General features: G+C 39.3%; 12 protein-coding genes. All 12 read right to left on the reverse strand.

Annotation, left to right across the window (positions count from 1 at the left end; genetic code table 11):
* Window positions 1-72: 72 nt before the first annotated feature.
* Entirely contained in the window at window positions 73-573 is a 501-nt protein-coding gene (locus tag KIH41_RS17385; protein ID WP_214163248.1) for a ribonuclease domain-containing protein, read from the reverse strand.
* Between the two features lie 134 nt (window positions 574-707).
* Window positions 708-1,109, reverse strand: coding sequence for a hypothetical protein (locus KIH41_RS17390; RefSeq protein WP_214163249.1), 402 nt, complete (start codon window positions 1,107-1,109; stop codon window positions 708-710).
* A gap of 6 nt (window positions 1,110-1,115) precedes the next feature.
* Window positions 1,116-2,042: an RHS repeat domain-containing protein gene (locus KIH41_RS17395; protein WP_214163250.1), complete on the reverse strand. Its 927-nt coding sequence runs from the start codon at window positions 2,040-2,042 to the stop codon at window positions 1,116-1,118.
* A gap of 241 nt (window positions 2,043-2,283) precedes the next feature.
* On the reverse strand, window positions 2,284-2,751 hold the full coding sequence (locus KIH41_RS17400; RefSeq protein ID WP_214163251.1) for a hypothetical protein: 468 nt from the start codon (window positions 2,749-2,751) through the stop codon (window positions 2,284-2,286).
* The gene (locus KIH41_RS17405) at window positions 2,748-4,391 is read right to left on the reverse strand and encodes an RHS repeat domain-containing protein (RefSeq protein ID WP_214163252.1); all 1,644 of its coding nucleotides are present in this window, start codon (window positions 4,389-4,391) and stop codon (window positions 2,748-2,750) included. Before KIH41_RS17405 ends, KIH41_RS17400 begins: the two co-directional genes overlap by 4 nt.
* A gap of 102 nt (window positions 4,392-4,493) precedes the next feature.
* A complete protein-coding gene (locus KIH41_RS17410) occupies window positions 4,494-4,721 on the reverse strand; it encodes a hypothetical protein (RefSeq protein WP_143961174.1) in 228 nt (75 codons plus the stop codon).
* A gap of 11 nt (window positions 4,722-4,732) precedes the next feature.
* Window positions 4,733-6,067, reverse strand: a complete 1,335-nt coding sequence (locus KIH41_RS17415; RefSeq protein WP_214163253.1) for an RHS repeat domain-containing protein — start codon at window positions 6,065-6,067, stop codon at window positions 4,733-4,735.
* 584 nt (window positions 6,068-6,651) lie between these two features.
* Window positions 6,652-10,218, reverse strand: coding sequence for an RHS repeat-associated core domain-containing protein (locus KIH41_RS17420; protein ID WP_214163254.1), 3,567 nt, complete (start codon window positions 10,216-10,218; stop codon window positions 6,652-6,654).
* Window positions 10,219-10,548: 330 nt separating this feature from the next.
* Window positions 10,549-11,028: a hypothetical protein gene (locus KIH41_RS17425; protein WP_214163255.1), complete on the reverse strand. Its 480-nt coding sequence runs from the start codon at window positions 11,026-11,028 to the stop codon at window positions 10,549-10,551.
* Window positions 11,029-11,039: 11 nt separating this feature from the next.
* The gene (locus tag KIH41_RS17430; protein ID WP_214163256.1) at window positions 11,040-12,926 is read right to left on the reverse strand and encodes an RHS repeat domain-containing protein; all 1,887 of its coding nucleotides are present in this window, start codon (window positions 12,924-12,926) and stop codon (window positions 11,040-11,042) included.
* Between the two features lie 562 nt (window positions 12,927-13,488).
* Window positions 13,489-14,085 (reverse strand): hypothetical protein, encoded by a 597-nt coding sequence (locus tag KIH41_RS17435; RefSeq protein ID WP_214163257.1) that lies wholly within the window; start codon window positions 14,083-14,085, stop codon window positions 13,489-13,491.
* Window positions 14,075-15,500, reverse strand: a 1,426-nt coding sequence (locus KIH41_RS17440; protein ID WP_214163258.1) for an RHS repeat domain-containing protein, incomplete at its 5' end; no start/stop codon positions are given. The genes KIH41_RS17440 and KIH41_RS17435, both read right to left, overlap by 11 nt.

Raw genomic sequence — 15,500 nt, forward strand, 5'->3', positions numbered from 1 at the left:
GCAAGAAATGAATCATCGGGCCGATAAGAATCAATATTTTCAATGAATTTGAAATTTTTCATGGTAATTGGATTATCGGATTGGAATAAATGTTTTGTAGTGGTCTGGTGTAAACCAAATTCTTCCATTTTGACCAGTTACAATTCGCATAGGTCCAGGTCCATGTGTGCCTGGTGTTGGATGAACAAACTCTCTATAAAACCCTGCCTGTTGTTTCGGTAATAGACCCTCAAAGTTTTTAAAAATAGAGCCATCGTTTCGATGAGGGAATTTGGAGCCTGAAGAAATTCTATTAAGAGTAGGTTTTAAATCAGTTAGTCCTTTAGATGTTGAAACGAAGCGTGTAGATAACTGATTGCTTCCCTTAGCGACATTCCCAACAGTCCTTCCCCCAACACCCGAAGCAAACTCCGCCGACATCTGCGCACCTTGGAAGGTTGCCAACATCGTATTGGTGATGGCTCCATACCCCACACCGATGGCCTGTTTCGTATCCGACCACCATTCAGTCTCACAGCCTAAGCCTTCTCTTCCTTGCCTTCCAAATGTACTGTAATCCTTTTGATTAGTCAACCACGAATCGGCAGCCCTTCCCAAAACTCCATCAAACCTTTGGGGAGCGGAAAAAGTAACACCTTAGAAAGCTTCAGCATTTCTTCAGGTTTCAATGACTGTAATCCAGTTTTTAACCCATTCCCATAATCTCACTAATTATCCTTGAACCTTAAATTTTCGGGAACATCCCATTTCTCTTTCAATTCTATAAATTCCTCCTTACTAAGTGGTCCTAAAACCAGGTGACTTTTCTTTACTATTAACCAAAAGTAAGTTGTGTCTGCTCCTAATTCATAATTGTATACTTTTTCATATAATATATCCTGAGGTAATTTAGGACGTTGCTTAGCTATTATAAAGTCCCCATCATAATCAAATGAAATGACCGTGGATGGAATTTCTCCTCCATGAGAAGCAGTGGAAAGAATATCCTTAATATCTCCTCCTTCACTCCTAAAAAAATAACCCCCCCCCAAGTTTTTTGTATAATCTGCCGTACAACACAACAAAATTAATACATGCCCAAATAACAAGTAATTACGATACACTTTCATAAAGAATTATTTTATCCAAGGAAATAATGGTTTTAAAGTTGCACTACCATAAATATTTATTTCAAAAGGGGTTCCCTCTCCGGCAACTTTCTTTCCAATGACAGTTTCTGCATTTCTACCCCAATTTATAGGATTCCAAACGGGATGCATTTCAAAATCGTATCTATCAGAAAAAGCTCTTACTTGATGATTAGGATATCGTTTCAGCGTGATATTGCCGTAAACCAGTCCGTCATTAAGTGAGCCACTATTTAACAGCAAGTTAAAAGGCTTCACTTGCCCAACATATTTTTCACCCAAAGAACGGATTCCTGCTAAATTAATTTTTGACAGATCTGTAAATAATGGTTGACCTTCACCTTTTCTATACCATTCATTGGCCTCTTTTAATGTTAAATATCCATCCCAATCAGGTCGGTTAGGTAAATCCGAATGATGACTGTCTACTTTTTCAAGGGAACTCTTACTAAACCCTATGGGCATCTGACTTCTCAAAGAGCCCACTGAAAGAGCTGCTTCGTGAGCCATTCCCTGTTTAAAATCTCCCTTATTCATTATAATAGCTTCACCCTGAATTCCTAGATCATCCGTTCCTAAAAAATTACCACCATAATCATAAATAGGATTGTCTAAAGCTCCGAGAGGATCAATCCTGCTTATGGGGTTGTTTTGAACAAAATTGTACGGCGATACCCATTTTCTTTGATCCGCCATTGGATCCACACTCATCCACCTCCCTATCCTCGGATCATACTGCCTCCATTCGGTTGTGTAATGCCTCCCTGGGCCTTTCCAGGCATTGTCCTGTTCCATTCCGTTAAAGCCGTACCTGTAGAAAGCGGTATCCTGGAAACTTCTTCCATCCATTGCTAAACCAAATGGATAATAATCACTGATGGAAACAGCCGAGGCCCATGTACTGTCCGCAGACATATTGATATTGTCTGATACGACGGCAAGTACATTACCCAGATGGTTAGAAAGCTCATACATCTTTCCGCCCAAAGTCCTATGCCCAGGTTTGGAAGAAGCTATCTTTGAACCTAACCTTGCATCAGAAGAAATGATTAATTTAGGTCTACGGAGCCGTCCAGAAGGCTTTCGAAACAGACCCGGACAGGCTCTCCAGATATTTCTTCACTGAAGCAAGTTATTAATGCTAATGTGCGGGGACCTAATGGTAAAAAGCTTTTACTTTTGAATGATTTTTTTTATTACGTTCTTGCTCAATATTAATTGCACTATATACTTCGATAATATTATTATAATTACCACTTATCTTTTCATACCAAATGCTTGCCAAATAAGGCTCTTCAAAATCATAAAGGTAAAGTAATGAATCATTACCTACTTGCCTTAGCGATTCGAATTTCACCATTTTTACACTGCTATCACCTTCAAAAACTAAAAAACCCCTCATCATCCCATCAAACCCTGAATAAGTTCCTAAAATGTAATTTTTACTACATTTAGGATTTTTACCAGAACATCTTCCGTAATAAAAATAACTTATTGAACTACTATAAACCCGAGTAATGGTTACTCCTTCATATTCATAATAAATTATTTTTTCTTCAGAACAAGAAAAGGTAACAACCATAAGAACCAAACATAAAGCTAACCTTCTTACCTTCATTTTCATTGTTTTCTAAAATATTTTTTCCCAGCTTCAATACCCATTTGGGTAAATTTATCTTCACCAAACTTTGCTCTATAAATCATTACGCCTAATCCCATTGGAAAAGTCATTAAATCAGAGGCTATCATTAAACCCGATTTTAATTCATTATTTCCAGATTGATTATACACCCCAAAACCATAATCAAAGATAAAATTAGGAATTTTAGATTTTTGAGCAATTGCGCCTGCTGTAAAATTTCCAGCATCCCTCGCAGAGGCATATTTATCAAACAACTTTGAACCAAAATAAGAATTGCCATTTGGAGAATAGGCTTTTAAATCCCATTCTTTTCCACCCCTAGCTTTTAATGCGTACTCACCCATATTAGGGTTTTGATTTAAAACACCCAATACTTGTTCAGTCGCCCAATTAGAATTAAAATCAATTACAGCCCCTGCAGCAGCTATTACCGACCCGTCTCTTTCATATGCATCAAAATCTGCAAAGCCAAATGGGGTATACGTTTCACCCATTTTTTTACCTCCTGCAGAGATATTTGAGGAACTATAATTGGCAAGAAAGTTTGATAAAGCATCATTACCTTTACCTTCATGCTTGTATACTCCTAAATCTCCATCATCTTCTACGGCTATCACTCTTCCGTCTTCATCAGTATGAGTTGATGGAACATTTCCTTTGGGGTCAATAAATGAAAGAGGATTATTTTTTAAGACTGCGTAATTTGATATAGAAAGTTGATCAATGGGATCCAAATTCCATCTTCTCCCAATTAAAGGCGAATATTCCCAAAATTCAGCTGTAAAATGTTTGTGAGGGCCACTTATTTCATCAATTCTTTCTTGGCCATTGAACCCATATCTATAAATAAGGGTATCTTGTTGTAATCTTCCTTCCATCGCAAGCCCAAACGGATAATAATCCGTAAGCGAACTCACTTGCGCCCAAGTACTGTCCTGATACATATGGATATTATCGGTAACAACCGCTAGCACATTCCCCAGGTGGTTTGAAAGCTCATAACGTTTCCCTCCTAAACTTCTATATCCTTGCTGTGAACTGGCCACCTGAATACCCAATCTTGAACTGCCGTAAATTGACTGTTCAGTCAATGAGTCTATTTCATATATCGCCATCGGATTGCCTGACGCATCCCTCACATACCTCTGCACCGACTCCCCAACTTTCTTCTCTATTCTCTGACCTGCAGCGTCATATCTAAACTCCAGTTTGGTTCCATCAGATTTGTTAACTGACCTGATTTTACCGTAAGGATTCCATTCTATACCCGTGATGCCTTCAGAGTCATCCGATATTAGATTGCCTATTTCATCATATGTATAATTACTCCCCGTACTTCCATCTATATTCCTCAGCTTATTGCTGTTCTCATAGTAACTGTATTCAAAATCATCCTGAACACTTGCTTGATCATTTCTCCTATTTAAAGTAAGTAAATTACCGTTGGCGTCATAGCTATAGTCTACATCATACGCACTAGGATTAGTGGATCTAGAAGCAAATCCACTACCTGAACTATATTCGGTCAAACTCCTCGCCTCCACGATCCTATGCAACTGGTCATAATGATATACCATCGCCTGCATGGGATCCTGCTCCAAGCCTGGAAGATATGTATTCATCCAAGCGATATTTCCGTTATACAGCCCTGATGTACTTCTTTGCTCATCATACCGATTCCACAACTGATCCCGATGATAAGAGTATCATTAAGGATAATCAAATTATTTAACTTTGGTAACTATTTTAACCCCTTTTATTTCAACAACATCACAAAGAATAGAATGACCAACATCCCACTGATCCAAATGATGTTTGGACAAAGGACTTTTAATCCCAATTTTTTTATACATGTTTTCGTTTAGCACATAATAATCTGATGAACCGTCCGTTAAATGAAAAACCCAATTCTTGTCCATTTCAAAATTAACTTCCTTTATCCTTAATCTCATAATTGAACTTTTTATGGTCTTATCACCCTGTTAATATTATTTAGATTTGGCACGAAATACTGAGTTCTTCCGCCTATCCAAGGAAATTGCATAGCTGCCTTGCCCTTATAAACTGTTGTTCCTTTTGGCAAATTCCAATGTGCAACTTTTGTCATTTCATTCCATTTAGGCCTTAGGGCCAATCCCATACGATCTATGAACCTATTCCCAGTAATTGATGATGGATTTGCCATATATCTACCTTTTGCAAATGCTCCCACATTATCATAATATCTACTTAATGTCATTGGTTTATCTAATACTATTTTCTGATATCTACCTTTTGCAAAGGTTTTGGCAATATCACTTGAAAGGCCTACACCCCTAGTTGAATTCACTCCGACTTTTCCTCCAACACTTGTTGCAAACTCCGCCGACATCTGCGCACCTTGGAAGGTTGCCAACATCGTATTGGTGATAGCTCCATATCCCACACCAATGGCCTGCTTGGTATCGGACCACCACTCAGTTTCACCTCCTAAGCCTTCCCTTCCTTTCTTTCCAAATGTACTGTAATCCTTTTGGTTAGTTAACCATGAATCAGCAGCCCTTCCCAAAACACCATCAAATCTACGGGGAGCGGTCACAGTAACCCCCTCGAGAGACCCTCCATCACCAGTCCATTGCCCCTCGGAATAATGATAATCCATTCCTCCCGTGGATGTATAAACCTGGCCTTCATAAGGATCTTCTATTCCTCCACAATCGGGACATAGGCCCGTTGGATCAACATAATAAATCGGGTTATTCCAATATGCAGAATAAGGGGACATACCAATTTGGCTCGGGTGATCGCCTAATGGATCCACACTCATCCACCTCCCTACCCGTGCATCATACTGCCTAAACTCAGTAGTATCAGTATTCCCCTTTCCTTTCCATTCATCATCGCGCTCCATTCCATTGAAACCATACCTGTAGAGGGTAGTATCCTGATAGGTCCTCCCCTCCATCGCCAATCCAAACGGATAATAATCCGTAAGCGAACTTACCTGGGTCCAAGTACTGTCCTGACTCAAATGGATATTATCACTCACCACAGCAAGCACATTCCCCAGGTGGTTGGAGAGTTCGTAATTCTTCCCTCCGAGGCTTCTGTACCCTTGCTGGGATGAGGAAATGTGGATCCCTAATCTGGAACTTCCATAAATAGACTGTTCAGTCAAAGAATCTGTCTGATAAATAGCCATAGGGTTTCCCGAAGCATCTCTAACATACCTTTGAACTGATTCCCCTACCTTCTTCTCAATTCGCTGTCCAGCCGCATCATACCTAAATTCTAGCTTTGTACCATCAGACTTGTTCACTGATCTGATTTTACCATACGGCGTCCATTCTATTCCTGTTATACCCTCCGGTGAATCTGACACTAAATTCCCTACTTCATCATACGTATAATTATTCCCTGAGCCTCTATCTACATTCCTCAACTTATTCGTATTCTCAAAGTAACTGTACTCAAAATCATCCTGAACACTAGCCTGCTCATTCCTCCTCTGTAAAGTTAAAAGATTTCCGTTCCCATCATTGGAGTAATCAACGCCGATTAATCTTTATCTATTATTGCCATTCAGCTGACACGGATTCTAAGATAAAAACCATGACCCAATTAAAATAAAAAAAAACAGAAAAAAAGAAACCCTAATAACCCAAATATACAACATGAATAATTGTATATATTTATTCATTTTTGCATCTTTTGTTTGTTTTTTTATTTTTTTTAAACATTTAAAATTAAAAATTAAACAACCTTTTGATAAAGTCATATTATTTTCTATTTTTTTTGCTAACACAAGCTGATGAATTTTTGAAAACCCAATAAATAAAAACAAAATTAATAAAATAATTTTTACCATTATTATTATATTAAACTTACCAACACTTATAATAATTAATCTATCTTCTGTTCTTTTCTATCCACTACATTCCCATCCTTATTTTCATTTAGTTCTAATTGTTTTGCAACTTCAAATAATTTATTTGCTATTTCTAAAACTTTATCTTTTTCCAAATTCGTATATTCTGTAATAGATTCCAAGACTGAAGACCCTGCTAAATCTTTAATATTTATTGGATCAGTCATAAAAGTATAAGCTCCCTCCAAATATCCTCCCGCCCCTATTCCTATAGAAGGGCCTGGTATAAATTTGCCGGAAAATGTTCCGCCAACTGTATTCAAACTCCCATCTTCTTTAAATGCCCAATTAATCTCACCACTCCCTACTAGAGTGGGATCAATTGGATTTGCATAAAACCCTCCTAAATTTATACCAAATCCTTTTATATCTAATACATCTTTTGCATAAGGATAATATGAAACACTCCCAGCTACAGTAAAACCAGCACCAGCACCTACTCCTAGTGATGGTGTATAAAAGCCTGCAATATTTCCGTGAATATCCGCAATTATTCCTACAGTATGATTAGTTGTTACACTAATTGCTTTTAAACCTAACATTCCTCGAACATCCCATTGATATGTCGCGGCTTCTAAGCCATCTAAATCTATGGCCTGAATAGGAGTATTACTCGCAAACTGGTAAGGAGTTAATTCAGGATATTTTGATGACAACGGATCCACACTCAAAAACTTCGCAATCTTCGGATCATAAATCCTAAATCCATAATCTTGCGTACCCGTTTCTAAGTCATTTTCCTTACCATTAAAACCATATCTATATGATAAGGAATCCTGATAACCTCTTCCTTCCATAGCTAACCCGAATGGGTAATAATCAGTCAGGTTAATAACTTCAGCCCACGTGCTATCTGAAGATTGGTGGATGTTGTCCGAAACCACTGCTAATACATTACCAAGGTGATTTGATAGCTCATACCGTTTTCCTCCTAAACTTCTATATCCCTGTTGTGACGAAGCTAACTGTATGCCCAGTCTCGAACTTCCGTAAATCGACTGCTCAATTAATGAATCCGCTTCATAAATACCCATCGGATTTCCTGAAGCATCACGAATATAACTTTGAATAGATTCTCCTACTTTCTTCTGAATCCGATTACCGGAAGCATCATACCTGAATTCCAATTTAGTCCCATCAGATTTATTTACTGCCCTTATCTTTCCGTAAGGAGTCCAATCTATACTGGTGATTCCTTCACCTGCATCGGCAATAAGATTACCTATTTCATCATACTGGTAATTGACTCCAGAACCCCCATCTATATTCCTCAGCTTATTGGAATTCTCGTAGTAACTGTACTCGAAGTCATCTTGGATGCTGGCTTGGTTATCTCTCCTCTGTAAAGTTAAAAGATTTCCGTTTCCATCATAACTATAATCAACATCATAAGCTTTGGGAGTTGAAGTCCTCGTTGCATAACCATTCTGTCCATACTCCCTTAGGCTTCTGGCTTCTACAATTCTATGCAACTGGTCATAATGGTACACCATCGCCTGCATGGGATCCTGCTCCAAGCCTGGAAGATCTGTATTCATCCAGGCGATGTTTCCGTTATATAGTCCTGATGTAGTTCTCTGCTCATCGTACCTCATCCACAACTGGTCTCTCTGGTCAGAATTAACCGCATTCGGATTGATCGGCTTGAAATCATCGGCATGGTAGCCCAGCGTAAAAGCAAAGGCATCTTTTCCTGTTCGAAGGCCATTTAACCCATCTGCCCCGAGGTCACCCTCACCTGGCATATTCACCCCTTTGAGCCAACCCTGCAAGGTATAGTAATAGTCTAAGCCCTGAACATTGTACTCACCAAGTTCCACTCTTGCCAATGGCCCATGGGGATAATAGTGATACGTAGCTTCCCTGTTCCACAGGTAAGCATCCGTACTCGTATGTACAAATTCAATCCGGTTATCCGCATCGTAGCTGTACCGATGGATAAACTGGTCATCGTACCCATATTGGTACATGACAAAGTTTACGTTTCCGCTCACCAAATCATATACATATTCAGTTCGCTTCGGTGCCAGTCCGGGGATTTGCTGAAGTAAACCCTTTACGTTGCCGTGTTCGTCGTAGCTATATAACGTAATCACCGTATCCTGCCTGTCTTTCTCTATCATGGCCGTCCAACTGACGCGGCTCCGCAGGTTTTCCTGTAGGAAGGTGCTGTCCGCATGGGTATGGGGCTTGTCATATACCGTTTTGGTAATATCATAGGCGGTATACTCATTCAGGTTCGGCCATGAAAGGGTGTTAATCTTTGACTTCAGACTATCGATGTGTTCAGTCGTTAAAAGTTCACCGACTTCAGTCACCCTACCTTTGGCATCGTATCGCGTATAGCTGTACGCATTGTTGCCTGCCTGCTTCGCGTCCTGCGACAGGCGCAGCTGCCCGGCCCTGTTGTACCAGAACCTCGACTCACCCGCATCCGGGGTCTGCTGCCAGATCAATTGGTCACGGCTGTTGTAGCCGTAGCGGGTGTTCAGGGTATGGGCAGGATAGGATTCCGTACCGGCCAGCGCAGCGCTCACACCCGACTGATCCAGCGGCTGCACGCCCTGTGGTGGCGTGGTCTGCACCAGGTTGCCTGCCTGATCGTAGTAATACAGTGTGTAATGGTACTCCTTCGGCGTATAGGTATAGCTGAAAGATTCTTCTACTAGCTCTATACAATTAGTGGTAAAACTGGCAAACCATGTATTCAACTCCTGCTGTACCAAGCGCTCCACGGCCGTCTCAATCACCGCATCGTTGCGCTCCACGGCAGCTTCCAAGCATTCCTCGGCTATCTGATTCCAGGATTTGTTGAAGGTGAACAAAGCTAATCCAGGATTATTTGTTTGGTCAAACTCAAACTCCAGACAATACCGGATCATCTGCCCTTCCCCTATGGTGAGGGTTTGCGGGTGGCTTTCCAACACCAAACCTGGCAACGCACTGTTACGGATTCGATAAGTATAAGTCCCCTCATCCGAATAAGTCAGTGGGTCCAATGTAAGTGTATGCCTGTTCACAGACCAGCCTCCCACAGCCTGCCCGTTTTTGTACCAGCGGAATTCGGAGACGGGATCGGTGGTGCGATCAATCTGGGTAATAAGATCAAATGCGGCACCTTCTGGCCAGTAATGGTTTTTTGGGCTATCCACATTTTTTTGGGGAGCATATTCTTCAGGGAAATAATAAAAATGCTCTAAAGGCAATAAATTTTGAACAGTAAATAGATTTTCCCTAAAGTCCAAATATTCTAAATCAAGAAGGTTATCCAAGGACCCAGGCAGATCACCGGTTAGATAATTATAGTCGAGATAAAAATCTATCAATTCAGTCAAGTTTCCTAATGTTTCAGGTACTGAGCCCGTCAACTGGTTGTTATCCAATGCCAATCCGGTTAAGTTAACCAAATTCCCAAGGCTTCTGCTCTTCGGGATTTGAAATCCCGAAGCCAGATAATAGGGATTTGCAATCCCACACCTCATTATCCGCATCTTACCGGTAGCGGTGGGTATACTGGTCAGATTCCTTTTCTGTGCCATCATTTTTAATCTGTGGTACATAACCTGCCATACGGCAGGTGGATTCTTTGCACTAGTCAAAAAAATCCCATTTCTGTGTTAATCTGTGGTACCTGCCCGTCCGCAGGCGGGTCTGTGGTGGCCAATTTGGTCAGATCCTCAAAGTAACAAACTTAAATTGCACTCATCCTAATCCTTCGTTACTTGAGCTGTACAATAACCGACTCAATTCGTTACGGAAATAAATTCTGACCAGCCAAATAAGAACCTATTCCAATTATTAAAATGGGTGATATAGATTTTCAAATTCATTTTTTGCTGTTATATAGTTACCAACCAAATAAAGAATCTCCCTCAATAACACCTATTTAAATCCGATTCTATTAAATTATTACTACGAAACCATAGCTCAGTTGATTTAACAACTCCATTTTGGTCAAAAAATCTAATTTCACCACTATTTTTAACATTTACTTCAACATATGAAGATTTCAAAATGTGGGTTACCAATTCATCATTTGAATCCCCAATAAAACCTAAAGGCAAGGTAGCTATACCATTTTTTAATTTAAAGGCGGAATTCTTATCAAAATGATAAAAATTATCAATGTTGGAATCATCTAAATCAATACATGCAATAGCATATATTCTCCCCCATCTACTGATTTCATGGATCTTAATTATGGAACCAGAAAATTCTATTGAACCGTACATTTCCATCATATGTTGATGCTTATTGCCAATGCTGTTTTTTGAAACCTTATATATAAAGAAAACCCCAATTATTATAAGTAGAATAAATCCGCTTATAATGAATTTATATTCAATCCTCATAATTTTCCCCTTTAAAAACCCAAAAACGGGTGGATAATCCAGTTTGAAATCTTATCACTAATTGTTCTGTCCTTAGTAGGAATTGGGTTATTTATTAATCGTGTGGCACCAACATGAGCTTCTGCAGAACCACTTCCTCCTTTTATAAAGCCAATTTGGGGTCCAATAGCTCCAGAGATTCCCAAGGAATAAAATTGCCAAGTTCGATCTTGAGATTGTGAATATTGGCCACATATACTTGCTCCACCTATTAAGGCTTTTACCGAAACTGCCCCTCCTCCTCCAATATAATTCCCAGCTAATCCCATTGGATTTAAAGTTCTCGGGTCATCATTTACCCCAATAAACCAAGAAACTCCAATTCCGGCAGTCGCTTCAGCAGAAGTTGTTGCAATTGTTTGTGCTTCAGATCCAATAAAATCATACCAATAGCCAGCATAATCACCGCCAAAAAGCATGGCACTTGACTTGGTAATACTCATACTGCCACCTACTAAGGAAGTCCCTGTTCCCGTAACACTATATTCATAACCTATAACGATGTTTGATATGTCAGCAATAGTATGGTTTCCATCAAAATCTATTTTAGAATTAAATTTCAAGTCTATCAAATCAGTTTTTATAGTTAAACTTGAATTATTACTACCTTTTATTGTTATATCTTCGTCTAATAAACCGTTTGGATCAATACGGATAAGAGGATTATTCTGCACAAAATTATATGGTGATACCCATTCCCTCTCATACCTCATAGGATCCACACTCATCCACCTCCCTACCCGTGCATCATACTGCCTAAACTCAGTAGTATAAGTATTCCCCTTTCCTTTCCATTCATCATCGCGCTCCATTCCATTGAAACCATACCTGTAGAGGGTAGTATCCTGATAGGTCCTCCCTTCCATTGCCAATCCAAAAGGATAGTAATCACTTATAGAAAATGCCGAAGCCCATGTACTGTCCGCGGAAAAATTGATATTATCCGTCACTACCGCAAGCACATTACCCAGATGATTGCTTAGTTCATACCGCTTTCCTCCTAAACTTCTATATCCCTGTTGTGACGAAGCTAACTGTATGCCCAGTCTCGAACTTCCGTAAATCGACTGCTCAATTAATGAATCCGCTTCATAAATACCCATCGGATTTCCCGACGCATCACGGATATATCTCTGCACCGACTCACCTACCTTCTTCTCTATTCTCTGCCCAGCGGCGTCATACCTAAATTCCAGTTTAGTACCATCAGACTTGTTCACTGACTTGACTTTGCCGTAAGGTGTCCATTCAATTCCAGTGATTCCTTCTTCGGCATCGGCAATAAGATTACCTACTTCGTCATAGGTATAATTATTCCCAGTACCTCCATCAATATTCCTAAGCTTATTACTGTTCTCATAGTAACTATACTCAAAATCATCCTGCACAGTAGCTTGTTCGCTTCTTCTCTGTAAGGTAAGTAAATTTCCATTTGCGTCGTAAGTGTAATCTACATCATAAGCTTTCGGAGTTGAAGTCCTTGATGCATAACCATTCGCTCCATACTCCCTCAAGCTCCTCGCCTCCACAATCCTATGCAACTGGTCATAGTTGTAAACCATCGCCTGCATAGGATCCTGCTCTAAACCGGGTAAATCTGTATTCATCCAGGCGATGTTTCCGTTATACAGCCCTGATGTACCCCTCTGCTCATCATACCGATTCCACAGCTGGTCTCTTCCATCACTCGTAACCGCATTGGGATTAATGGGCTTGAAGTCATTGGAATGGTAACCCAGCGTGAAAGCAAAAGCATCCTTACCTGTTCTCAATCCATTCAAACCATCGGCTCCCAGATCACCTTCACCCGGCATATTCACACCCTTCAACCACCCCTGCAAAGTATAGTAATAATCCATCCCCTGCACGTTATATTCTCCNATCCATTCAAACCATCGGCTCCCAGATCACCTTCACCCGGCATATTCACACCCTTCAACCACCCCTGCAAAGTATAGTAATAATCCATCCCCTGCACGTTATATTCTCCCAATTCTACCCGGGCCAAAGGACCATGTGGATAGTAATGATATGAAGCTTCCCTGTTCCACAGGTAGTCATCCGTGCTCGTATGCACATACTCTATCCTGTTATCGGAATCATAACTGTACCTATGGATAAACTGATCATCATACCCATACTGGTACAAAACGAAATTTACATTCCCGCTCACCAGATCATACACGTATTCCGTACGCTTTGGGGCGAGGCCAGGGATCTGCTGGAGCAATCCTTTGACGTTACCATGCTCATCATAGTTGTACAGCGTGATAACAGTATCCGGTTGATCTTTCTCGATCATCGCCGTCCAGCTAAAATGGATTTTCCCGTAGGGAAGAACTTTCAGATTGGTTTTGGAGGTTTCCCACTTTCTTCTGAAAAGCTAGAGTCTTCGCTACCTACTATTTATTTAAATAAGAATTAAATATCATCAACATGTAATTCTTCCCAACAAGTCACATCTACTATTAAAAAGGAGGGAATCTCAAGTGATTCAAGTTCTGCCTTATAACTGTTATTAGGACAAATTTCCAACTTAGGTACATCCATCCTACTTTGACCAATCTTTAAAACGACTACCTCTAGAAAAAATGGACGAAAAAAAACCCCACAATATGGACTATAATCTTTCTTAGAAAATCCAGGGTGAGTCCAAAATATCTGATTTAAATGTTTTTTCAATAAAGAAACAGATTCAAAGTTATACTTAACCTCTTTATTATTTATATTATACTTATTCAAAATATTTAAATCACAAATGTAATAACCGTTCGAATACGAATTTTGATCAACCTCTTTACCTTTTAAAAACCCTCCACCTTTTATCACTCCATCACCACCTTGAATATAAGCCTCAATATAACTCTCAAACAGAAAATACCCCCTCAAAGTATCATATTCTAACTTTTCAATTTCATAAACTGAAACTATATCACCTGAATTTAAAACGATTTTTTTACTCTCACATGAGTAGGAGAAGAATAAAATTAATCCGATTAATATTACATTAATTTTCATTTTCTAACCTTCCTAACTTTAAATTTTTATTAATTATAGACTTCGTATCATTCTCTACTGGATAAATTTTCCCAGGAATGTTACTTTCAAGAGTTGGGACTCGGGGATATATAACATTTCCTTTTGGGGTTTGCTGATGTAGCTTTCCAGCCATATTATGAATTCCAACCTCATGAACAAGAACCTCCTCAGGAGATAATCCTCCACCAAATCCTGGGTTAATGACCACTTGAGTATCGGTTGTGGAAGTAGTACCTGCTCTAGCTGCTACTTCAGGCCTTGAATTCCCCTGAGCATCAACAAAGTTTGTTTTTGATGTGTAAACTGTACTTATTTCACCACCTTTCCCATCGTGAGAAAAATCAGAATCTTTATAATCAACCACATTTACATTTACTTCATATTTTACATTAATCTTATACCCCCCCTTTTTGAGCCAATCTTTTTTAGACCCGAACTCTACAGGTTTTCCATTTACAGGTATTTCCTTGGTATATATTGTCGTATTTCCTTTACTAAAAAGATTATTCACTTTATTATTATCTATTGAGGCATAGGAAGATGGTAAATTGGGTGAATTAATAATCTGGATATCTTTTTTTATTGTAATTTGAGCGGTTTTCTTTTTAGCATCCACATTTGTCATAATTAACTTTTCTAAACCTTCCAAATCAATACTTCTAATCACATCATTTTCTGCAAAAGCGTAAGTACTATTCCAAGGGAAATCCCTAGCTAAAGGATCTATGCTTAAAAATTTAGCAACTCTCGGATCATATATCCTAAAACCATAGTCCTGAGTACCAGTTTCCAAATCATTTTCTTTCCCATTAAACCCATATCTATAAGTTAAAGAGTCTTGGTAAGTCCTCCCTTCCATGGCTAAGCCAAATGGATAATAATCAGTCAGCTTAATTATTTCAGCCCACGTGCTGTCTGAAGATTGGTTAATCTTGTCAGAAACAACTGTTAATACATTCCCAAGATGATTGCTAAGTTCATACTGTTTAATTCCAAGTTTCCTGTATCCCGGCTGAGAGGTTCCAAATAAAACTCCATGTCTTGTATTTCCAATGATCGACTGTTCTCTCAGCGAGTCTTTTTCATAGATAGCCATAGAGTTTCCCGAAGCATCACGTACATAATTTTGCGTAGATTCACCTGTTTTTTTCTGAATCCTGTTACCAGATGCATTATATCTGAACTCAATTTTAGTTCCATCCATTTTGCTCACTGATCGGATTTTACCATAAAGGGACCATTCTATACCGGTAATTCCTTCCGACGCATCAGAAATTAGATTGCCTATTTCATCATAAGTATAATTATTACCCGCACTACCATCTACATTTCTCAGCTTATTGGAGTTCTCATAGTAACTGTACTCAAAATCATCCTGAACACTAGCCTGCTCA

Origin of the sequence: Litoribacter ruber (assembly GCF_018500185.1) — a bacterium.
Lineage (GTDB): Bacteria > Bacteroidota > Bacteroidia > Cytophagales > Cyclobacteriaceae > Litoribacter > Litoribacter ruber.